Here is a 21,767-nt window from a genome sequence, read left to right as displayed (position 1 = left end):
TCAGAACACGCCGCCGAACGTGAACTGCAGGCGCTCGAGCTTGTCGGTCGGCTCCTTGCGGAACGGGAACGCGTAGCTGATCGAGATCGGCCCCATCGGCGAGCGCCAGAGCAGCGCAACGCCCGTGGAGGCGCGCAGCTGGCCCGCATCGAACGCGCCGCGGCTCGCGAACACGTTGCCCACGTCCAGGAACGCCGACACGCGGGCGCCCGGGCTGTTGATCAGCGACGGGAAGAACATCTCGACCGAACCGACGGTCTTGACCGCGCCACCGATGGGCTGCAGGAAGGTCGAGCCCGTGGCCGTCGCGCGAGGACCGAGCGTGTTGTCCGAGAAACCACGCACCGAACGAACGCCGCCGGCGTAGAAATTTTCGAAGAACGGAAGGCCGGTTGCGGTGATCGTCTTCGCGTAGTCCGGCGAGCTCGGCAGGCAAGGCTCGGTGGGCGCCGGACCCGGAACGTACACGTTCGGAGTCGTCGGGTTGTTGTCGGTGTCCTGGAAGGTTCCCGCCGTGTAGCAGACGTTCCGGGTGAAATCCTTGCCGTAGCTGTCGCCATAGCCGATTTCCGCGCGCGTGTTCAGCACGAGGTGCCGGTTGATGCGCCAGAACTTCGAAATCTCGTAATTGAGCTTGAAGTACTCGACGGTCGAGCCCGGCAGCGCCACTTCGGCGCTGAAGCGCTGGAGCATGCCGGTGTTGGGCGTCAGGAAATTGTCGAGCGTGTTGCGCGACCAGCCGACCTGCCCGCGAAGGGTGTGGAACGTGCGGTTTCCGACCGCGTCGATGTAATCGACGAGCGGATCCGGCGCGCTGCCGCGGCTGGCGAAGATCTCGTTCGAGTCGATGCCGAACATCGCGCTGATCGTGTCGGTTTCCGTGATCGGAATCCCGAGCACCATCTGCGCCGCGCCGCTCGTCGAGTTGAACTGCGCGGTGTTGTAGTTGGAGTTGTCGAACTCGCGCCACCAGAGGTTGTAGCCGAGCGACACGCCGCTGTCGGTGAAGTACGGATTGACGAACGAAAAGTCGTAGCGCTTGAGGAACGAGTTGCGGTTGGCCTGCACCGAAACGCGGTTGCCCGTGCCGAGGAAGTTGTTCTGCGACACCTGGATCTGTGTGGTCAGGCCGCTGAGCTGCGAATAGCCGAGCCCGAACACGAACGAGCCTGACGTCGTCTCCTTGACCGTGACCACGACGTCCACCTGGTCAGGCGTGCCGGCCACGGGCTGGCTGTCCACGTCGACGGACTCGAAGTAGCCCAGACCCTGCAGGCGGATCTTCGAACGGTCGAGCGCTGCCTGGGAATACCAACTGCCTTCGAACTGGCGCATCTCGCGACGCAGCACCTCGTCCGACGTGCGCGTGTTGCCCTTGAAGATGATGCGGCGCACGTTGACGCGTGGACCCGGCACGACCTGCAGGTTGAGGCCGACCGTCTTGTTTTCGCGGTCGACGTCCGGCGTGGCGTTCACGTGCGCGAACGCATAGCCGACGTTGCCCAGCATCGCGCTGATGGAATCGGTGGTGATTTCCAGCAGGCGCCGCGAGAAGACCTGGCCGGGCTTCACCAGAACGCGCTTTTCGATCTCCGCCTTCGGGAGGATCGTGTCGCCGGTGACGTCGACCTTCGAGACCTTGTACTGCTCGCCCTCCGTCAGGCCCGCAGTGATGAACATGTCCTGGCGGTTCGGGCTGATCTCGACCTGCGTGTTGTCGACGGTGAAGTCGATGTAGCCACGGTCGAGGTAGTACGAGTTGAGCTTCTCCAGGTCGCCCGAGAGCTTCTCGCGCGAGTACTGGTCATCGCGCTTGTAGAAGCTCTTCCAGTTGGTCTCGCGCGATTCCCACGAGTCGCGAAGGTCCTGTTCGGGGAACTTCTCGTTGCCGACCAGGTTGATGTGGCGAATGCGCGCGGCCGCGCCTTCCTTCACCGCGATGGCGACGTCGACGCGGTTGCGGTCGAGGCGCGTCACCGTCGGCGTGATCTCGACGTTGTACTTGCCGCGGTTGTTGTACTGGCGCGTCAGCTCCTGCGTCACGCGATCAAGTGCGAGGCGGTCGAACGTGCCGCCCTCGGACAGGCCGATCTCGGTGAGGCCCTTTGTCAGGTCCTCGGTCTTGATGTCCTTGTTGCCCGAGATCGTCAGCTTGTTGATCGCCGGACGCTCGGTCACCTGGACGACGAGGATGTCGCCCTGCTTCTCGACGCGTACGTCTTCGAAGAAGCCGGTCTTGTAGAGCGCGCGGATCGCGTCGGCGACCTTGGCGGAGTCGACGGTGTCGCCGCGCTCGATCGGCAGGTACGTGAAGACCGTACCCGCGGCGATGCGCTGCAGGCCGTCGACACGGATGTCCGTGACGGTGAAGGGGGAAAAGACTTCGGCCAGGGCGGAGGTCACCGGGGCCGCCGCAAATGCGGACGCAAGGGCGAGGGCGAGCAGGCGGCGGGGCAGGGGTCGCGTCATCATCAGGTCCGGTTGGATCCAATCCGTCGGGGGAGTGCCGCAGGCGATTGGCGGTGCGATGGAGCCGACCGGCCGGAGCCGCCGTCAGCGCACCAGGTTGTTCACAATGTCGTTGTAGAACGCCAGCCCCATGAGGCCAACGATGATCGCCAGGCCGACGAACTGGCCGGCGGCCATGGCGCGTTCGCTAAGCGGGCGGCCCTTGATCAGCTCGATAAGGTAATACAGCAGGTGACCGCCATCCAATATCGGGATGGGGAGCAGGTTAAGGATGGCCAGGCTCAGCGAGAGCATCGCGAGCATCGACAGGTACCACGCGGCCCCGTGCGAAGCATACGCGTTCGCGGCCCGGGCGATCGTAATCGGGCCGGCGACGGTGTTCCGGACGTCCACCCGGCCCGCGAAAGCGCGACCGAGCATGGCCACCAATTCGTGCGCCTGGTGGGCGGTCTCGCGCACGGCGGCCGGCAGCGCTTCGATGGGGCCGTAACGCAGGATTGCGTCGGGCGCTGGCTCGGCGGCGGGGGCCGACGTGGCGCCGAGCACCCAGCGCTCGCCGCCCGCGACGCGCTGGCGTACGGGCACCAGCGGGAATGCAAGGCGTTCGGGGCCGCGCTGCACCTCGACCATTCCGGCGGTGCCGGACCGGCCGAGTGCGTCCACCAGCGGTGGAATGTCCTCCCAGCTGTGCACGGGGCGGCCGTCGACGGCGGTCACTACGTCACCTGCCTTGAGCACGCGAGCCGCCGGAAGATCGGGGCGAAGTGCGCCGATTCGCGCGGGAACGACCTGGTGCCTGGCGGCGATGCCCATCGCCTCGACGGCGCGCAGCTCGTCGATATGCGCCGGCAATTGCGACAGCCGGAGCCGCCGGGTCGCGTCATCGCCGGCGGTCGTTCGAACACGGACGTCGATGTCCCGTCGATCGAGCGCGGCGGGAATCAGCGCGAGTTCGGCCTCGCTCCACGTAGGCGTGGGCTGCGAATCGACGGCGAGCACGGTGTCGCCCGCCCTGAGCCCGGCGCTGGCGGCGATGCCTTCGACATGGCCGAGCGCGGGAACGAAGTCCGGGCGCCCGATGACGAACATGCCCCAGAGCATCGCCACGCACAGGATCAGGTTGGCGACGGGGCCTGCGACCACCACTGCCATGCGCTGCCAGACCGGCTTGCGATTGAAAGCACGGTGGAGGTCCGACGGCGCGACTTCGCCCTCGCGCTCGTCGAGCATCTTGACGTAGCCGCCGAGCGGGAGCGCCGCCAGCACGTACTCGGTGCCGTCGCGGCCGGTGCGTGACCACACCGTGCGGCCGAACCCGATGGAGAACCTCAACACGCGAACGCCGAGGCGCCGCGCCACCCAGTAGTGCCCGAACTCGTGAAACGTCACGAGGATGCCGAGGCTGACTGCCAGCCACCAGATCGAACCGAACAACTCTTTCAACACGCGCTCCCGCGGCTCGCATGCGCGGCCGCTGATGCAGACCCCCGGCCGAGCGGAAGGTTCACTGCCGCGTGCATGGTCGCCGATCGCGGGCCCGCATCGATGAACGCCCGGCCAGTACTCACGCCAGCGCCTCGACCCGGCGGATGGCGTGTTCGCGGGCCAGCCGGTCGGCGTCCAGGAGCGACGGCAGGTCCACCGCGGCTTGCGCGCCGAGCGCTTCGAGCGAATCGGCGACGACGCCGGCGATATCGAGGAACCCGATCCTCCGGGCCAGGAATGCCTCGACGGCGACCTCGTTGGCGGCGTTGAGGACGGCCGGTGCGGCGCCGCCGGCGGCGAGTGCCTCGAACGCGAGTCGAAGGCACGGGAACGCGTCGAGATCGGGTGCTTCGAAGTCCAGGCGCCCGCCCTGTGCAACCAGGTCGAGGCCGCCGACGCCTGATTCCAACCGCTCCGGCCAACCGAGCCCCACAGCGAGCGCGGTGCGCATGTCCGGCAAGCCCAGCTGCGCGAGCGTGGAGCCGTCGACGAACTCGACCAGCGAATGCACGAGGCTCTGCGGATGCACGAGCACGTCGATCGCGGCGGGCGCAACGCCGAACAGGTGATGCGCCTCGATCACTTCGAGGCCCTTGTTCATCAGTGTCGCCGAGTCCACCGATATCTTCGGGCCCATCGACCAGCGCGGATGCGCGATCGCCTGTTCAGGCGTGACGTCGGCGAGCGAGGCGCGTGAGCGGCCGCGGAACGGTCCGCCAGAGGCGGTCAGCACGATTCGACGCAGGCCCCGCGTGTCGCGGGCGGCAAGCCCGTCCCGTGCGGGCAGGCATTGGAAGATCGCGTTGTGCTCGCTGTCGACCGGCACGATCGCGGCGCCCGATTCGCGTGCGGCTTCCATGACCAGCGCCCCGGCGAGTACGAGCGATTCCTTGTTGGCGAGTGCGATGCGCTTTCCCGCGCGCGCGGCCGCAAGGGTCGAATCCAGCCCCGCGGCGCCGACGATCGCGGCGACCACCGTGTCGCAGGCGTCGCTCGCGACGAGCGCGTCGATCGCCGCCATGCCGGCGTGCGCCTGCGTCGAAAGGCGGTTGGCCTGCAGCCCGTCGCGCAACGCGCCAAGCAAGGACGGGTCGGCGATGACCGCGTGTTCCGGACGATGCGTGGCGCACAGGGCGACCAGCGCGTCGACGTTGCGTCCGGCGACCAGCACGCTGGCAGCCAGCCGGCCCGGATTGCGCGCGATCACGTCGAGTGCGGAGGCGCCGATCGACCCGGTTGCGCCGACGACGGCTACGCGGCGCATCACAGCCCCAGCAGAGCCTTGCCGAGCGCGAAGACGGGCAGGGCGGCGAGCACGGCGTCGATGCGGTCGAGCGCGCCTCCGTGGCCGGGAATCAGCGTGCCCGAGTCCTTCTTGCCGGCGTGCCGCTTGAGCAGGCTTTCAAAGAGGTCGCCGATCACCGACACGAGGATCGACGCCGCGGCGACCAGCGCCACCTTCGGCAGGTCGCGCGGGTCCACGTGCGCGAACAGCGAGAAGCCGAGCGCGACCAGCGTGCCTACCACCACGCCACCGACCAGGCCTTCCCACGTCTTGTTCGGACTGACCCGCGGCGCGAGTTTGTGCCGGCCGAATCGACGGCCACAGAAATAGGCGCCCGTATCGGCGGCCCAGATCGCGGCGAGCGACGTCAACAACCATTTGTGCCCGTTCGGACCGTCGGCGTGCATCCACGTCAGCGCGCACCATGCAGGCACGACGGCGAGCGTTCCGGCTGCAAGCTTGATCGCGCGCGCCCAAGACTCGTGATTGCTGCCGAATTCGTAGCGCCCCAGCCACAGCAATGCGAGCGCCCACCAGACAATGCCCACGATCGCGCCCACTTCGTACAGGACGAGCGTGCCGCCTTCGCGCGAACGCGATGCCCACACGATGGCTACCATCAATCCGAGGTTCGCGATGAGCAGAACCCACTTCGCCAGCGAATCCTCGACTTCGGCGAGGTCGAACCACTCCCACAAGCCGGCGAGGAACACAGCGGCGGCCGCGACCATCATCCACGGCGTATCGAGCAGCAGGATCGCTGCGATCGCGACGGGGGCCATCACCAGGGCAGCGGCAACGCGGGTACGGGTCATTCAGCTGTCTCGTCGTTGCCGCCGACCTGGGCCCCGGTCAGGCCGAAGCGGCGTTCACGGCGCGCGAAGTCGTCCAGCGCAGTCTGCAGTGTCGCCGCATCCACGTCGGGCCACAACAAATCGGTGAACCACAGTTCCGTGTACGCAAGCTGCCAGAGCAGGAAGTTGCTGATGCGCAGCTCGCCGCCGGTGCGGATGAACAGGTCCGGCTCCGGCAGGTCGGCGAGCGCGAGGCGCGCGGCGATCGCGCGCTCGTCGATGGCGTCCGGCCCGATGCGGCCGGCGGCGACGTCGGCCGCCAGTGAACGCGCGGCCTGCGCAATGTCCCAGCGACCGCCGTAGCTGACCGCGATCGCGAGGTCAAGGCGATCGTTCTGCAGCGTCCGCGCTTCCGCCTGTGCCATGCGGTCGCGGATGCCCTCGCCGAAGCGGGAGCGATCCCCGATGAAACGGACACGCACGCCGCGACGATCGAGTTCGTCGACCTCGCGTTCCAGCGCACCGGTGAAAAGTTTCATCAGGCCGCCGACCTCGTCCTGCGGCCGGTCCCAGTTCTCGCTCGAGAACGCGAACAAGGTCAGCGCGCGCACGCCGCGGTCGAGGCAGAAGTCGATGCAGATGTTGACGGCGCGCGCGCCCGCGCGATGGCCGATAAGGCGCGGACGGCGGCGCTTCTGCGCCCAGCGGCCGTTGCCATCCATGATGATGGCGACATGGCGTGGGACGCGCGTCGGGCTCTTGGAGTCGGTATCGGTCACGTCGGCCTGCCCAAGGCGGTGCGCGGACCCGCGAGTTCGAGTCGAAGGAACAATGCCCGCATGTCGATCCTCAGACCGCCATCAGGTCCTGTTCCTTGGCACGCACGACTTCGTCCACGTTCTTGATGGCGTCGTCGGTGAGCTTCTGGATGTCGGCTTCGGCGCGCGTGGCTTCGTCCTCGGTGATCTGCTTCTCCTTGAGAAGCTCCTTCACCTGGTGGTTGCCGTCGCGGCGGATGTTGCGGATCGCGACCTTCGCGTCCTCGCCGCCCGCATGCACGACCTTCGCGAGATCGCGGCGGCGCTCCTCGGTGAGCGGCGGCAGGTTCAGGCGGATCACCATGCCCGCGGTGTTGGGCGTCAGGCCGAGGTCCGAAGCCAGGATCGCCTTTTCGACCGCGCTCACCATGGGCTTTTCCCAGGGTGAGATGGTCAGCGAACGCGCATCGCTCACCGCCACGCTGGCGACCTGCGAGAGCGGCACTTCGGAGCCGTAATAGTTGACCTTGATGTGGTCGACGATGCTGGTCGTGGCGCGACCGGTGCGGATCTTGACGAGGTCGTGGCGGAACGCTTCGACGCTCTTAGCCATGCGCGCCTTGGTGTCGTTCTTGATCTCGTTGAGCATCGCAGGCTCCGTGTCGGTTCGTCGGTTGGCCGCGGATTATAGGGCAGGGCGCCGCTGCGGCCGTTCAGTGATGCGGTGCGCGATCGTGCAGGTCGTGGTCGCAGCTGTTGCCGTGCTCGACCTGCAGCGTCGGATGGTTGATGCCGAAGCGGTGGTCGAGCTCGTGGCTTACACGGTCCAGGAACGTGTCATGACCCGCTGCAGCGGGACGGACGAGGTGCGCGGTCATCGCGATCTCGCCGGCGCCCAGCGGCCAGATGTGCAGGTGGTGCACGGCCGTGACGCCTTCCTGCGCGAGCAGGAATGTCTCGACTTCGGCGCGGTCGATGCCCTCGGGCACCGCGTCCATAGCCGCGTTGAAGCTCTCGCGCAGCAGGCCGAATGCGCTCACCGTCACCACCGCGCTCACCAGCAGGGCGGTCGCGGGGTCGAGCCATTCCCAGCCGAAAGCCCACATCCCGAGGCCCGCCAGTACGGCGGCCAGGGACACCGCGGCGTCGGCGATGAGATGCACGAACGCGGCGCGGCGATTGAGGTCGTGTTCGCGACCGGCATGCATCATCCATGCGGCCGCCAGGTTCACGGCGATACCGATCGCCGCGACGATCGTGATCGGCAACGCGGGCACGGACGGCGGCGAATGAAGACGCTGCAGCGCTTCCCAGACCAGCGCTCCCGCAAACCCGACCAGCAGCAGCGCGTTCGCGAGCGGCGACAGGAGTGTCGCCCGGCGCCAGCCGTAGGTATGCCGCGACGTGGGCGCGCGCCGGGCGAGCGTTGCCGCCGCCCATGCCAGCGCGAGTCCGGCGACGTCGCCGAGGTTGTGCAGCGCGTCGGACAGCAGCGCGAGCGAGTTGGTCGAGAAGCCGAACCAGGCCTCGATCACCGTATAGGCGAGGTTGAGGAGCGTGGCGACGGCGAAGGCCCGCGCGGGATGCGCGTGCGCGTGATGCGCGTGGTTGCCGCCCACGGGTCAGGCGGCGCTGCTGACGAGGGTGCCGATCGCTTCGCCCCGGAGGATGCGGTGCAGCTGGCCCGGCTGGCTCATGTCGAAGATGCGGATCGGCAGGGACGCGTCGCGGCAGAGGGCGAAGGCGGCGGTGTCCATCACCTGCAGGTCGCGGCTGAGCACGTCGTCATAGGACAGCGAATCGAAGCGCGTCGCGTCGGGGTGCTTCTTGGGGTCCCTGTCGTACACGCCGTCGACCTTGGTCGCCTTGAGCAGCAGGTCGGCGCCGATCTCGATGGCGCGCAGCGCGGCGCCCGAGTCGGTGGTGAAGAACGGATTGCCCGTGCCTGCCGCGCAGATCACGATCCGGCCCTTCTCGAGGTGGCGCACGGCGCGGCGACGGATGTAGTCCTCGCAAACCTGGTTGATCCTGATCGCGCTGAGCACACGGCAGCTGGCGCCGAGCTTCTCCAGCGCGTCCTGCATCGCCAGCGCGTTGATGATGGTGGCAAGCATGCCCATGTGGTCGCCCGTCACGCGGTCCATGCCCGCGGCCGCGAGGCCCGCGCCGCGGAAGATGTTGCCGCCCCCGATCACCAGCGCGACCTCGGCACCGGCCTGCTGTGCGCCGATCACCTCGTGCGCCAGGCGGCTGATCACCTTGGGATCGATGCCGTAGTCCTCGTCGCCCATCAGGGCCTCCCCCGACAGCTTCAGGAGGATGCGGCGGTAGGCGAGATCGGACATTGGAGCCTCGTTGTGAGCGACCGGAGAAGTGTAAACGCTTCGTCCGGACGACACGCCGCTCGAACTGACGCGGCGCACCATCCGCGCGCCGAGACAGCCGCCGCCGAGTCACGAGCGGTACCGGGCGAGTGGCGACTGCTGATCGGGCGATTCGGAAGCCGCGACACAAACCGGCCCCGCAAAGGGGCCGGTTGATTGTGCAATGTCCGCTGGACGCGATCGCCCGTCAGAGGCAAAGACGCAGCGCATGGCCTCGGCAGGGCGGCGTTGCCGCGCTCTGCGGGGAAGGCGCAGCGCCGGCTCCGGGGAGCCGGCGCGCACTGGCGACTTAGGCCAGACCCGCCTGCTTCATGACTTCAGCGGCGAAGTCGTCGGTCTGCTTCTCGATACCTTCGCCAACGGCGAGGCGAACGAAGTTGACGACTTCCGCGCCGGCAGCCTTGAGCGCCTGCTCGACGGACTGGTTCGTGTCGAGAACGTACGCCTGGCCGGTGAGGCACAGCTCGTTCACCGTCTTGCTCACCTTGCCGGAGATCATCTTCTCGAGGATTTCCTGCGGCTTGCCGGTGTCCTTCACTTGCGCCAGCGCGATTTCCTTTTCCCTGGCCACGAAATCCGCCGGGACGTGCGCCGGCGAGATGTACGGCGGGTTCATCGCGGCGATGTGCATCGCGAGGCCGCGCGCGAGCTCGACGTTGCCGCCCTTGAGTTCCACGATCACGCCGATGCGGCCGCCGTGCACGTAAGCCGCAAGCGTGTTGGCGCTTTCGATGCGCGCCATGCGGCGAACCTGCAGGTTCTCGCCGACCTTCGCGATCACGGCGGCGCGCGCTTCCTCGACGGTCTCGCCCGACGCGAGCTTCGTGGCCCTGAGGCCCTCGACGTCGGTGGCGCCGAGCGCGACCTGTCCGACTTCGTCGACGAAGGTCAGGAAGTTCGCGTCCTTGGCAACGAAGTCGGTCTCGGAGTTGACCTCGACGAGCACGGCGACATTGCCGCCCTGCGCAGCAACGATGCGGCCCTCGGCAGCAATGCGGCTGGCCTTCTTGTCCGCTTTGGCAAGACCGGTCTTGCGCAGCCAGTCGGCCGACGCTTCGACGTCGCCGTTGTTTTCGACGAGCGCCTTCTTGCACTCCATCATGCCGGCGCCGGTGCGCTCGCGCAGTTCCTTGACCAGGGAAGCAGTGATCTCTGCCATGGACGTTTCCTCGATTCGTGTGGGGATGTCCCGCATGGCGGGACGGCGCGCCGCGAGCCCGGACGGGCTGCAGTCACGTTGATGCGGATGCGGGAGCGGCCACGGTTGCCGTGGCCGCTCGCGAATACGTGTTACTCGGCGGCAGGCGCGTCGGCCGACGCCTCGACGGGAGCGTCGACTGCGGTTGCCGTCACACCTTCAGCCGGGGCATCGGCCTTGCGCGGCGCGCCTTTCTTCGCCGGCGCGCGACGCGCACCCTTGCGGTCTTCGGCACCTTCGGCGCTGCCTTCGGCGCCCGCGAAATCTTCCTCGCGAACCGACGCGGCCTGCGGCTGCGCGGCCTTGCCCTCGAGCACGGCTTCCGCCGCCGCGTTCGCGTACAGCTGGACGGCGCGGATCGCGTCATCGTTGCCCGGGATCGCGTAGTCGACGAGCTCCGGGTCGTAGTTGGTGTCGACGACCGCGACGACCGGGATGCCGAGCTTCTTGGCTTCCTTGATCGCGATGTCTTCGTGGCCGACGTCGATCACGAACAGCGCGTCGGGCAGGCGGTTCATTTCCTTGATGCCGCCGAGCGACGACAGCAGCTTCTCGCGCTCGCGACGCAGGCCGAGCACTTCGTGCTTGACCAGCTTCTGGAAGGTGCCGTCGGTTTCAGCCGCCTCGAGTTCCTTCAGGCGCTGGACCGACTGCTTCACAGTGCGGAAGTTGGTCAGCGTGCCGCCGAGCCAACGCTGGTTCATGTATGGCATGCCGCACATCTCGGCCGCTTCCTTGATCGACTCGCGCGCGCTGCGCTTGGTGCCGAGGAACAGGATGATGCCGCGACGCTGCGCGACGCCCGAGAGGAAGTTCATCGCGTCGTTGAAGAGCGGAACCGTCTTCTCGAGGTTGATGATGTGGATCTTGCCGCGGGCGCCGAAGATGTACGGGCCCATCTTGGGATTCCAGTAGCGGGTCTGGTGGCCGAAATGGACGCCGGCCTCCAGCATCTGGCGCATGGTGATCTGGGGCATTGCAGTAACTCCAAGGCAGTGGAACCGGCCGTAAATGGCGGCCACCCGCACGTTGGCGGGCATGGGTTCCGGGGTTGGGCCTCCCTGCCGCGTCCGATGTCCGAACCCCTTGCGGGGCACCCCGGCATCGACGGTGGCGACAGGTGTGAATTCGCCCGGTATCCGCACTCGGCGGAGACCTGCGCCCGGCGTGGGCGACTCGCAAATTGGGTTGCGAAGCCGGAAAAGTGTAGCGCGATCAGGCACTTCGGGCAACCCGCGGCGGTCCCGACCGCGGCTGTACGGGTTAGCGGCGCGCCCGCCAGCTTCGCCGTCGCAGGAAATCGCCAAACCGCGAAGCTCGTGCGAGGGCTTCGGCAACGGAGCGCCGCGCCAGCAGCCCGAGCCGGACCGGCGACCGCACGTCCACGGCATAATGTGCGGATGCCGATTTCCATCAAGACGCCAGAAGACATCGAGAAGATGCGCATCGCCGGCCGGCTGGCCGCCGAGGTGCTGCAGCTCGTGGCCCCGCACGTGAAGCCGGGCGCTACCACCGAGGAGCTCGACCGCATCTGCCACGACCACATCGTGAAGGTGCAGGGCGCGATCCCGGCCAACGTCGGCTACAAGGGCTTCCCCAAGTCCATCTGCACGTCGGTCAACAACGTGATCTGCCACGGCATCCCGAACGCCGGCAAGGTGCTGAAGGAAGGCGACATCGTCAATATCGACGTCACCGTGATCAAGGACGGGTGGCACGGCGACACCAGCCGCATGTACTACGTCGGGACCCCGTCGGTGATGGCCAGGCGCCTGGTCGAGGTGACCCGCGAGGCGATGTTCCGCGGCATCCGCCAGGTGCGCCCGGGTGCGTCGCTCGGTGACATCGGCGCCGCGATCCAGGCTTACGCCGAGGCCGAGCGATTCAGCGTGGTGCGCGAGTACTGCGGCCATGGCATCGGCCGCATCTACCACGAAGACCCGCAGGTGCTGCATTACGGGCAGGCGGGGCACGGCCTCGTGCTCAAGCCGGGCATGACGTTCACCATCGAGCCGATGATCAACGAGGGCACGCGCCACACCAAGGTGCTGCCGGACGGCTGGACCGTCGTCACCAAGGATCGCAAGCTCTCGGCGCAGTGGGAGCACACGGTCGCCGTGACCGACGACGGCGTCGAGATCCTCACGCGCATTCCGGGCGACGACAACGACCTATGAGCGACGCCGCGGCCCACGCCGCGACGTGGCCGGTTGCGGAGGAGACGCCTGACGCCGCGTGGGTGACCGCGGCGCGGATGCACCTGGCGACCCTGGCCACCTCGCTGGCCTCGGCGTTCGACGCGGGCGGCATGGACATCGACGTACGGCCACTGATCGCGCGCCGGTCGGCCGGCGTCGACGAGGTGGTGACGGCTGCGTGGAAACGGGCCGTCGCGACGGCTCCGGGCGACGGGATGGCGGCGCCCGCGTTGTTTGCTGTGGGCGGCTATGGCCGCAGCGAGTTGTATCCGCAGTCCGACGTCGACCTGCTGGTGTTGCTCGAGGAGACGGCGCAGGCAGCGTTGGCGCCGTCGATCGCGCGGTTCGTTGCGCTGCTCTGGGACGCCGGCCTGCCCGTCGGCCACGCCGTGCGATCGCTCGCGCAAACCACCACGGCGTCGCTCGCGGACATCACCGTGCTCACGGCGATGCTGGAGGCTCGCGCGCTCTCCGCGAACGCCGATGCGGTCGCTGGCCTCGAACACGCGATCGACGAATCCCGCGTATGGCCGCCGGCTGATTTCTTCCGTGCCAAGCGCGACGAACTGCGCGAACGCCACGCACGCTTCGGCGACACCGCGGACAACCTCGAGCCCAACCTCAAGGAAGGCCCCGGCGGGCTGAGGGACCTGCAGACGCTTCGCTGGATGGCGCTGCGCGTACTTCGCACCGGCGACTTCGGCTCCCTGATCAGCCTCGGCCAGCTCGGCGCCGACGAACAGGCCACGCTCGACCGGCAATACGACGTGCTCGCGCGCCTGCGATTCGGATTGCACCTCGTCGCGGGCCGACGCGAGGAGCGACTGCGTTTCGACCACCAGAAGGCGCTCGCCGCGAGGCTTGGCCACGTCGACGCGCCGGGCTCACTCGCTGTCGAGCAGATGATGCAGCGCTTCTACCGCAGCGCCGCGCTCGTGCAGCGCATCGGCGAGCGCCTCCTGCAGCGCTTCGAGGAACAACTGGAAGGGGAGGGCGCGGTCGAGCCGGTCGACGCGCGGTTCGAACTGCGTCGCGGCTATCTCGCCGCACGGGAGCCGGCTTGGCCCGCCGACGTGGGCGAGGTGTTCGCGCTGTTCCATGCGTGGGCGGCATGCGAGCCGGATCGCGTGCGCGGGCTGCACTCGCGCACCGCTCGCGCGCTGGCCGAATGCCTGTCGCGGATCCCGTCCTATGTCGACGCCGACGCCCGCGCCCGAAGTGATTTCATGTCGCTGCTGCGCGGTCCGCGTCCCGTGCATAGCCTGACGCGCCTTGCGCGGCTGGGCGTGCTGGGGCGCTGGATACCCGCATTTGCGAACGTGTCGGGCCGCATGCAGTTCGACCTGTTCCACGTGTTCACGGTCGACCAGCACACGCTGGCGGTGCTCGCGAACATCGCTGCGTTCGAGCGCGGTGGCGACGAACGTTTTTCCGTGGCGCACGAGGTGATCCCGCGCCTGCGCAAGCCTGAGCTGCTCCTGCTCGCTGCGCTGTTCCACGACATCGCCAAAGGCCGCGGCGGCGACCATTCCGCGCTGGGCGCGGTCGACGCGCGCGAGTTCTGCGTCGCGATGGGCTTGCCGCCCAATGACGTCGCAACGGTGGAGTGGCTGGTGGCGCGGCATCTGCTGATGTCCGTGACCGCGCAGAAGCAGGACATCGCGGACCCGCAGGTGATCCACCGTTTCGCGCAACAGGTCGGCGATCGCGAGCGCCTCGAGCTGCTGTACCTGCTGACGTGCGCGGACATCGCCGGAACATCGCCGAAGCTGTGGAACGCATGGAAGGACCGGCTGCTGGCCGACCTCTATGTCGCCACGCGACTGGCGCTGCGACGCGGCCTCGAGAGCCCGCTGATGGCCAGCGAACGCGGCGACGAAACGCGCGCCGCCACCGTCGGGTTGCTGAGTGCGGACGGGATCGCGCGCGTCGATATCGAAGCCGTGCTCGACCGCATGCCGGTCATCGGCTTCCAGCGTGCGAACGCGGACCAGATGGCATGGCAGGCCCGCGCACTGCTCGCACTCGGGGCGCGCGAAACCTGCGTCGCCGCGCGGCCGCTCGCCGACGCCGGTGCGCTCGAGGTATTCGTGCATTCGCCGGACCGCGACGGACTGTTCGCCGCGATCGTGATCACGCTCGACCGCTTGGGCCTGGCCATCGCACAGGCGCGCGTGCTGGACGGCCCCGGCGGGCGCGTGTTCGACAGCTTCCAGGTCGTGCCCTCCGATCCACGACTGCAGCCCGATGCGCACGACGTGGCGCAGCGGCTCACCCGTGTACTCGAAGGCCCGCTGGACGCGCTGCGCCCAGCACGCCGGGCGCAACCGCGCCACCTGCGCCACTTCCGGATCGCGCCGCGCGTGGATTTCGATGACGTGCCATCACCGCCGCGGACGATGATGAGCCTGGTCTGCACCGATCGCCCCGGCCTGCTGGCGGACGTCGCGCTGGTGCTGCGGGAGCAACGCATGCGCGTGCACGATGCACGCGTGGCGACGTTCGGCGAACGTGCCGAAGACCTTTTCCAGATCACGCGCGTCGATGCCGACGGCCTCGACCTTCCACTCGACGAAACCACCCAGCAGGCGCTTCGCGCGGCGATGCTCGCCTGCCTCGACGGAGAATGCCCATGAGCCCCCCGGCCAAGAAGACCGCTCGCAAGGTCGCGCGCCGCAAGGCAGAGCCCGCCGGCCCCTCGCGCGACGAACTCAAGTTCACCGTCGACAGCGCGTGGGAGCGCCGCACCATGCTCACCGTCGACGAGATCGAGGGCTCGACGCGACCCATGGTGAACCTGGTGATCGACGGCATCGAGGCGGGGCGCTACCGCGTCGCCGAACCCGACGGGCAGGGCGGCTGGAAGGTCAACGAATGGTTGAAGAAAGCCGTGCTGCTGTATTTCCGCACGCAGGACATGGAGATCGTCGAAGCCGACCCCGCCCCGTTCTGGGACAAGGTGCCGGCGCGCTTCCGCGATTTCGACGAATCGCAGTTCCGCAAGCTCGGCGCACGTGTCGTGCCGGGCGCGATCGCGCGCCGGGGCTGCCATATCGGCAAGGACGTCGTCCTGATGCCGAGCTTCGTCAACATCGGCGCCTATGTCGGCGAAGGCACGATGGTGGACACCTGGGCGACGGTCGGTTCGTGCGCGCAGATCGGCAAGCACTGCCACCTCTCGGGCGGCGCCGGCATCGGCGGCGTGCTCGAGCCGCTGCAGGCAACGCCCACCATCATCGAGGACCACTGCTTCATCGGTGCGCGCTCGGAAGTCGTGGAAGGCGTGCTCGTGGGACACCACTCGGTGATCGGCATGGGTGTGTTCCTCGGCCAGAGCACGCGCATCTACAACCGCGCGACCGGTGAGGTTACGTACGGCTACGTGCCCCCCGGTAGCGTCGTCGTGTCGGGCCAGCTGCCGGCGAAGGACGGCTCGCATTCGCTGTACTGCGCGGTGATCGTCAAGCAGGTGGACGAAAAAACGCGCGGCAAGACGTCGATCAACGACCTGTTGCGCGGCCTGGCCGACTGACATGCCGACGACGCTCTACGGGCTCGCCAACTGCGACACGTGCCGGAAGGCTCGCAACTGGCTCAAGCGGTTCGACGTCGCGCACGATTTCGTCGACTACCGCGACGAACGCGCGTCGCCGGAAACGCTCGTCGCGTGGCGTGACGCGCTCGGTGGCTGGGACGCCATGACCAACAAATCTTCCACCACGTGGCGGAACCTGGCGCCCTCGCGAAAGGCGCCGCAGTCCGACGCCGAGTGGAAACTGCTGCTCAGGGAGTATCCGCAGCTGATCAGGCGCCCGGTGGTGGTCACCGACGACGGCGTGGTGACGCAGGGCTTCACGGACAACGCCTTCAAGAAACGGTTCGGCGTCGGCTGAATTCGCGTTTGCGGCGGCGGATAGCGGCCGGATCGGACCGCGCGCATCGACAGGAATCACCATGAGCGACGTCGTAGACCTTACCCGGGCGCTGATCGAACAGCGCTCGCTCACACCCGATGATGCGGGGTGCCAGGCGCTCATAGCGGCGCGGCTTGGCGCTGCGGGCTTCGGCTGCGAATCGATGCGCTTTGGCGATGTCGACAACCTGTGGGCCACGCACGTCGGAACGGGGGACGGCCCGACACTGGTCCTGCTCGGCCATACCGACGTGGTTCCGCCCGGTCCGGTCGAGGCCTGGACGAGTGACCCGTTCACGCCGGACATCCGTGATGGCCTGCTGTACGGGCGCGGCGCCGCGGACATGAAGGGCAGCGTCGCGGCATTCGTCGTCGCGCTCGAGCGGTTCGCGCGAGAACATCCGACGCATCGCGGGCGCGTGGCGCTGCTGCTGACGTCGGACGAAGAAGGCATCGCGCTGGACGGCGTGCGCAAGGTCGCCGACGCCTTCCGCGCGCGCGGCGAGCGCATCGACTGGTGCATCACCGGCGAGCCATCGTCGACGACTGTGCTGGGCGACCTCTTGCGCGTCGGGCGTCGTGGCTCGTTGTCGGCCACGTTGACGGTGCGCGGCGTGCAGGGCCATGTCGCGTATCCCGAAAAGGCGCGCAACCCGGTGCACGAGGCCATGCCCGCGCTGGCCGAGCTCTCGGCGCGCAAGTGGGACAACGGCTATGAAACGTTCCCGCCCACGAGCCTGCAGATAAGCAACATCCTTGCGGGCACAGGGGCGAACAACGTCATTCCGGCCGACCTGCAGGTGCTGTTCAACCTGCGCTACAACCCGCACTGGACCGCGTCGCGTCTCGAGCACGAGTGCAATGCGGTGCTCGCGCGCCACTGCCGCGATTTCACCATCGACTGGCATCGCAGCGGAGAGCCCTTCTATACGCCCGAGGGCGATCTGCGTCGCGTATGCCGCGACGTTCTGGCGCGCTTCGCCGGCGTCGTACCGCAGGAGAGCACCGGAGGCGGCACATCGGATGCGCGCTTCATCGCGCCGCTGGGCGCGCAGTGCGTGGAGGTCGGGCCCGTGAATGCGAGCATCCACAAGGTGGACGAGCACGTCGCCATCGCCGACCTCGAACGCCTGCCGGATCTCTACTTCGAACTGGTGCGCGGGCTGCTCGGCTGACCTCACCGTTCGTGCACGGCGCGTGCCTAGCATCCGGCCAATGGCCCGACTGAAGATCGCGACGTTCAACATCAACGGCATTCGCGCCCGTCAGGACGCACTGCTCGAATGGCTCGAGCGCGAGCAGCCGGACATCGCGTGCCTTCAGGAGCTCAAGGCGCCGGACGAAGCGTTTCCGCAGGCCGAGCTCGAGCGCATCGGCTACGGCGCGCTGTGGCACGGGCAGAAGTCGTGGAACGGCGTGGCGATCCTCGCGCGAGGATCGAAGCCGGAAGAACAGAGGCGCGGCCTGCCGAACGATCCCGACGAATCGCAGAGCCGGTATCTCGAAGCTGATGTGCAGGGCCTGCGCGTTGCCTGCCTCTATCTTCCCAACGGCAATCCGTGGCCCGGGCCGAAGTTCGATTACAAGCTCGCGTGGTTCGCACGGCTGCGGACACACGCTTCGAAGCTCCTGAAGGATGACGTGCCAACGATCCTGTGCGGCGACTTCAACGTGGTGCCGACCGACGAGCTCGATATCTACAACCCCGCCTCGTGGCGGAAGGATGCGCTGCTGCAACCGGAGAGCCGCGAAGCCTGGTTCGCGTTGCTCGGCCAGGGGTGGACAGACGCGATCCGCGCAGTCCACGGCGATGCGCGCATCTACACGTTCTGGGACTACTTCCGGAAGCACTGGGATCGCGATGCGGGACTGCGCATCGATCACCTCTTGCTGAGTCCGTCGCTGGCACCGCTGCTGCGCGACGCCGGCGTGGATCGGTGGGTGCGCGGCCAGCCGGGCGCTAGCGACCACGCGCCGACCTGGGTAGAGCTCGACACGACGGCCAAGGCCACGCGAGTCGGGCGCGCGCGCGCGGAATCGAGTGCCCGATCGGCGACGTCCATAGCACGCGCTTCCGTGGCAAAAGGACGCGGAGCGGGCAAGACGGCCAGCGCGGGCGCCGAGGGCGCCGCCACAAGGAAGGCCGGTGCAGCGTCCGTGACGAAGACGGTGGCGCGTCCCGCGAAGACGGCGTCTGCCCGTACGCGTTCGGCGACAGTGGCCCCCGCGCCGACGGGCGCCAACGCCCCGAAGGGAGGCACGAAGCTGGCCACCAAGGCGGTCAAGGTTCGGAAGGCCTTGAAGGCCACCAAGGCCACCAAGGCGACCAAGCCCACCAAAGGCGCGAAAGCCTAAAGAACCGCGCGGCCCGCAAGGATGCGAGGGCCCGAATCCCCGAGGGCGCATGCGACCGTGCGGACACCCGGCGCAAGGGCAAAGGCCGCGACCCGAGGGTCCGCGCCCCTCGAAAGCCAACCGCGGCTGCTCGACGACCCGAGGGCATGGAAACGGTCCTCGGCCCGCCTGCCCGGCGAAGAGAACGACGGACGTTCAGACTTGGAAATTCGCCGCATGCGTCCGTTCAGGGAACCTGCCCCGGAGTCGCCCGAGCCAAGCCACGCAAGGGTTGCTGCCGGGCTCGAACGCACGGGACCGGCCCCGCTTCGCACGCCGGGGCCGCCAACGCGACCCGCCGCAAGGCCGCTTGCGGCCTGCGAGTCGCCTTCCGTGAGACCCCGACGGGAGACACTTCCCGGCCACCCCACCAAGCCTCTCGACCGCGATGTCACAGAATTCACTCAGCCCTCCCGCACGCGTCCCGCCGCCTGCGCCCGCCGTCCCGGCATCGGACGCCGACCGCCTGCAACAGGGGCTTCCCCTGGAATCCGGCGAGGCGCTGCCGCCGCCGCGCCGCACGCTGCACTAGGCTTTCCGGTTGCCGCAAGGCGAGCGCCGCGGGCACACATGGCCCTCTACGGCGGCTTGCTAGGATCGAACCGTTGTCCCATCCGTAGAGGTTCACCTTGTCCAGGTTGCTCGTTGTCTCAGTCCTCACCGCGTCGCTCGGCATCGCGCTGCAGCCGGCGTATGCCGCCACGTCGCCCGACATCAGCCCAAAGCGCCTGTCGTCGATCGTGCGCACGTTGTCGTCGGACGCGTTCGAGGGCCGCGGCCCCGCGACCGCCGGCGAAACCAAGAGCGTCAACTACATCGTGTCGCAGATGAAGGCCATCGGCCTGCAGCCCGGCGGCGCACTCGACCATGGCCATCGCACGTGGACCCAGCCGGTGCCGCTGCTGCGTTCGGAGATCACGGGCACGCCGCAGGTGTCTCTGCGTGCGGGCGGCAAGTCGCAGTCGCTGACGCAGGGTGAGCAGATCGCCGTGCGTGCGGCGCTCAATGGCGATCATTCGGTGTCGATCGCCAACGCGCCGCTGGTGTTCCTCGGCTATGGCATCAACGCGCCCGAGCGGAACTGGAACGACTTCGCCGGCATGGATCTCAAGGGCAAGGTCGGCGTCGTCCTGATCAACGACCCGGACTTCGAGTCGGGCGTGGGCGATTTCGGCGGCAAGGCGATGACGTACTACGGTCGCTGGACGTACAAGTACGAGGAAGCCGCGCGCCAGGGCCTGGCGGGCCTGCTGATCGTGCACGAGACCGACCCGGCGTCGTATGGCTGGGCGACGGTCAAGAACTCGAACACCAACACCATGTTCGATGTCGTGCGCGATGCGCCCAAGCTGTCGCATCCGGCGCTGGAAGCATGGATCCAGCGCGATGTCGCCGTCGACCTGTTCAAGCGTTCCGGCCTCGATTTCGATGCCATGAAGAAGCGGGCGCAGACGCGTGGCTTCAAGCCGGTCGCATTGCGTGACGCCACGTTCTCGGCGAAATACGGCGTCGACAGCCGGGTGATCACGTCACGGAACGTGGTCGGCCGCCTTGCCGGCAAGAAGCGCCCCGACGAGACCGTGATCTACAGCGCGCATTGGGATCACCTCGGCGTCGGCCAGCCCGACGCGAAGGGCGATCGCATCTACAACGGCGCGGTCGACAACGCGACCGGCATCGCCTCGCTGCTCGAACTGGGCCGCGCGTTCGCAAAGGCGCCGCGGACCGACCGTTCGGTGGTGTTCCTCGCGGTGACCGCCGAGGAAAAGGGCCTTCTCGGCTCCGAGTACTACGCGTCGAAGCCGCTGTATCCGCTGTCGAAGACGGTGGGCGTGATCAACATGGACGCGCTCGATCCGCACGGCCCGTCGAAGAACTTCACCACGTCGGGCAGCGCGAAGGTGGACCTGCTGGACGAGCTCACGGCGAAGGCGAACACGTTCGGCCTTTCGTACAGCGCCGATCCTCATCCGGAAGCGGGCCATTTCTTCCGGTCCGATCACTTCCCGTTCGCCAAGCGCGGCGTTCCGGCCATCTCGTACGATTCGGGTAATGACTGGGTGCAGGGCGGCGTCGCGGCGGCCGAAGCGGAGAAGGCGAAGTACACCGCCGAGCGCTATCACCAGCCGGCGGACCAGTGGGAGGCGAGCTGGACCTTCAAGGGAATGGCTCGCGACCTGCAGATGCTGTACTCGCTCGGGCGGGACCTCGCGAACTCGAACACGTGGCCGAACTGGTCGCAGGATTCGGAGTTCCGCGCGGCGCGCGATGCCAGCGCGACTGACCGTCGCTAACCGGCTCCGGCAGCATCGATGTAGCAACGGGGCCTTCGGGCCCCGTTTTCTTTTGGGCGCCGTCGCGTCGGTGGGTGCAGCACCTGCGCCGGCGCAACGGTTCGCGCGTCGGGGTTTCGACCCCGATGTCGACTGGAACCAGGCGGTCTGCTGGCGGTGCTCGGCCGGCTGGAAGTACCGAGCTCGTGCTCGCGGGCCGCAGCGAGTATCGAAGCGGTCCTGCGGCCACCGCTATTTCGGTGTCATCGCCACGTCGATGCGCTCGATGTGCCAGCGGCGCTGCGCCTCCGTGGATCCGGGCACGTCGTTGACGCGACGCACGACGACTTCGCCCATGCGCGGACGCGGATTGGGGACGGACGGTGCGGGCACGAAGTGCACCGCAACGGTGACGTACATCGAGCCGGCCGCGGCCTCGAGTTTGCCGGGCGAATCGACGCGGCCGGCGTACTTGCCGAGCGCGGCGAGATCGGCGCGGAACGCCGCCGCCTGCGTGGCGTCGCCCCACATGGCGTCGGCTTCGGCGGTTCGACCCGCATCGAGCAGCGCGAAGTACGTGCTGACCGCCGCGGCTGCGGCTTGCGGGGTGTTGATC

At 68.0% G+C, this 21,767-nt stretch carries 18 protein-coding genes; 7 read left to right on the top strand and 11 right to left on the bottom strand.

The annotated features are described in order from the left end of the window. From bamA to rpsB, 10 genes are all read right to left on the bottom strand, one after another. Nucleotides 1–2,469, bottom strand: a complete 2,469-nt coding sequence (gene bamA / locus FW784_RS02710; RefSeq protein WP_149351822.1) for an outer membrane protein assembly factor BamA — start codon at nucleotides 2,467–2,469, stop codon at nucleotides 1–3. A gap of 84 nt (nucleotides 2,470–2,553) precedes the next feature. Beyond that, nucleotides 2,554–3,912, bottom strand: coding sequence for an RIP metalloprotease RseP (gene rseP / locus FW784_RS02705; RefSeq protein WP_149351821.1), 1,359 nt, complete (start codon nucleotides 3,910–3,912; stop codon nucleotides 2,554–2,556). Nucleotides 3,913–4,033: 121 nt separating this feature from the next. Beyond that, nucleotides 4,034–5,218 (bottom strand): 1-deoxy-D-xylulose-5-phosphate reductoisomerase, encoded by a 1,185-nt coding sequence (locus tag FW784_RS02700; RefSeq protein ID WP_149351820.1) that lies wholly within the window; start codon nucleotides 5,216–5,218, stop codon nucleotides 4,034–4,036. After that, nucleotides 5,218–6,054, bottom strand: a complete 837-nt coding sequence (locus FW784_RS02695) for a phosphatidate cytidylyltransferase (protein ID WP_149351819.1) — start codon at nucleotides 6,052–6,054, stop codon at nucleotides 5,218–5,220. The genes FW784_RS02700 and FW784_RS02695 overlap by 1 nt, the downstream gene beginning before the upstream one ends. Then, a complete protein-coding gene (gene uppS / locus FW784_RS02690; RefSeq protein ID WP_268890879.1) occupies nucleotides 6,051–6,812 on the bottom strand; it encodes a polyprenyl diphosphate synthase in 762 nt (253 codons plus the stop codon). The genes FW784_RS02695 and uppS overlap by 4 nt, the downstream gene beginning before the upstream one ends. A gap of 70 nt (nucleotides 6,813–6,882) precedes the next feature. Next, nucleotides 6,883–7,440 (bottom strand): ribosome recycling factor, encoded by a 558-nt coding sequence (frr, locus tag FW784_RS02685; protein ID WP_149351818.1) that lies wholly within the window; start codon nucleotides 7,438–7,440, stop codon nucleotides 6,883–6,885. A gap of 64 nt (nucleotides 7,441–7,504) precedes the next feature. Further along, the gene (locus tag FW784_RS02680) at nucleotides 7,505–8,410 is read right to left on the bottom strand and encodes a cation diffusion facilitator family transporter (RefSeq protein WP_149351817.1); all 906 of its coding nucleotides are present in this window, start codon (nucleotides 8,408–8,410) and stop codon (nucleotides 7,505–7,507) included. Between the two features lie 3 nt (nucleotides 8,411–8,413). Beyond that, complete coding sequence (gene pyrH / locus FW784_RS02675) at nucleotides 8,414–9,136, bottom strand: UMP kinase (protein WP_149351816.1); 723 nt, start codon at nucleotides 9,134–9,136, stop codon at nucleotides 8,414–8,416. A 328-nt stretch (nucleotides 9,137–9,464) separates the two neighbouring features. Then, nucleotides 9,465–10,334, bottom strand: a complete 870-nt coding sequence (tsf, locus tag FW784_RS02670) for a translation elongation factor Ts (RefSeq protein WP_149351815.1) — start codon at nucleotides 10,332–10,334, stop codon at nucleotides 9,465–9,467. A gap of 131 nt (nucleotides 10,335–10,465) precedes the next feature. After that, a complete protein-coding gene (gene rpsB / locus FW784_RS02665) occupies nucleotides 10,466–11,350 on the bottom strand; it encodes a 30S ribosomal protein S2 (RefSeq protein WP_149351814.1) in 885 nt (294 codons plus the stop codon). A gap of 423 nt (nucleotides 11,351–11,773) precedes the next feature. Here rpsB and map point away from each other — a divergent pair, with 423 nt between their 5' ends. From map to FW784_RS02630, 7 genes are all read left to right on the top strand, one after another. Next, the gene (map, locus tag FW784_RS02660; protein ID WP_149351813.1) at nucleotides 11,774–12,550 is read left to right on the top strand and encodes a type I methionyl aminopeptidase; all 777 of its coding nucleotides are present in this window, start codon (nucleotides 11,774–11,776) and stop codon (nucleotides 12,548–12,550) included. After that, a complete protein-coding gene (gene glnD, locus FW784_RS02655; RefSeq protein WP_235893546.1) occupies nucleotides 12,547–15,207 on the top strand; it encodes a [protein-PII] uridylyltransferase in 2,661 nt (886 codons plus the stop codon). Before map ends, glnD begins: the two co-directional genes overlap by 4 nt. Continuing rightward, nucleotides 15,204–16,103 (top strand): 2,3,4,5-tetrahydropyridine-2,6-dicarboxylate N-succinyltransferase, encoded by a 900-nt coding sequence (gene dapD, locus FW784_RS02650; protein ID WP_425481572.1) that lies wholly within the window; start codon nucleotides 15,204–15,206, stop codon nucleotides 16,101–16,103. The genes glnD and dapD overlap by 4 nt, the downstream gene beginning before the upstream one ends. 1 nt (nucleotide 16,104) lies before the next feature. Then, nucleotides 16,105–16,464, top strand: a complete 360-nt coding sequence (locus FW784_RS02645) for a Spx/MgsR family RNA polymerase-binding regulatory protein (protein ID WP_149351811.1) — start codon at nucleotides 16,105–16,107, stop codon at nucleotides 16,462–16,464. Nucleotides 16,465–16,525: 61 nt separating this feature from the next. Beyond that, complete coding sequence (gene dapE / locus FW784_RS02640; protein WP_149351810.1) at nucleotides 16,526–17,659, top strand: succinyl-diaminopimelate desuccinylase; 1,134 nt, start codon at nucleotides 16,526–16,528, stop codon at nucleotides 17,657–17,659. 40 nt (nucleotides 17,660–17,699) lie between these two features. Beyond that, the gene (gene xth, locus FW784_RS02635) at nucleotides 17,700–18,839 is read left to right on the top strand and encodes an exodeoxyribonuclease III (protein ID WP_149351809.1); all 1,140 of its coding nucleotides are present in this window, start codon (nucleotides 17,700–17,702) and stop codon (nucleotides 18,837–18,839) included. Between the two features lie 668 nt (nucleotides 18,840–19,507). Next, the gene (locus tag FW784_RS02630) at nucleotides 19,508–21,172 is read left to right on the top strand and encodes a M28 family metallopeptidase (RefSeq protein WP_149351808.1); all 1,665 of its coding nucleotides are present in this window, start codon (nucleotides 19,508–19,510) and stop codon (nucleotides 21,170–21,172) included. 231 nt (nucleotides 21,173–21,403) lie between these two features. Here the strand turns inward: FW784_RS02630 and FW784_RS14230 are convergent. Then, a partial coding sequence (locus FW784_RS14230) for a hypothetical protein (protein WP_205123546.1) occupies nucleotides 21,404–21,767 on the bottom strand: 364 nt, incomplete at its 5' end.

The organism is Cognatilysobacter lacus, assembly GCF_008274655.1.
In the GTDB taxonomy this organism is placed as follows: Bacteria; Pseudomonadota; Gammaproteobacteria; order Xanthomonadales; family Xanthomonadaceae; genus Cognatilysobacter; species Cognatilysobacter lacus.
This window is presented reverse-complemented; position numbering and strand designations above follow the sequence as displayed.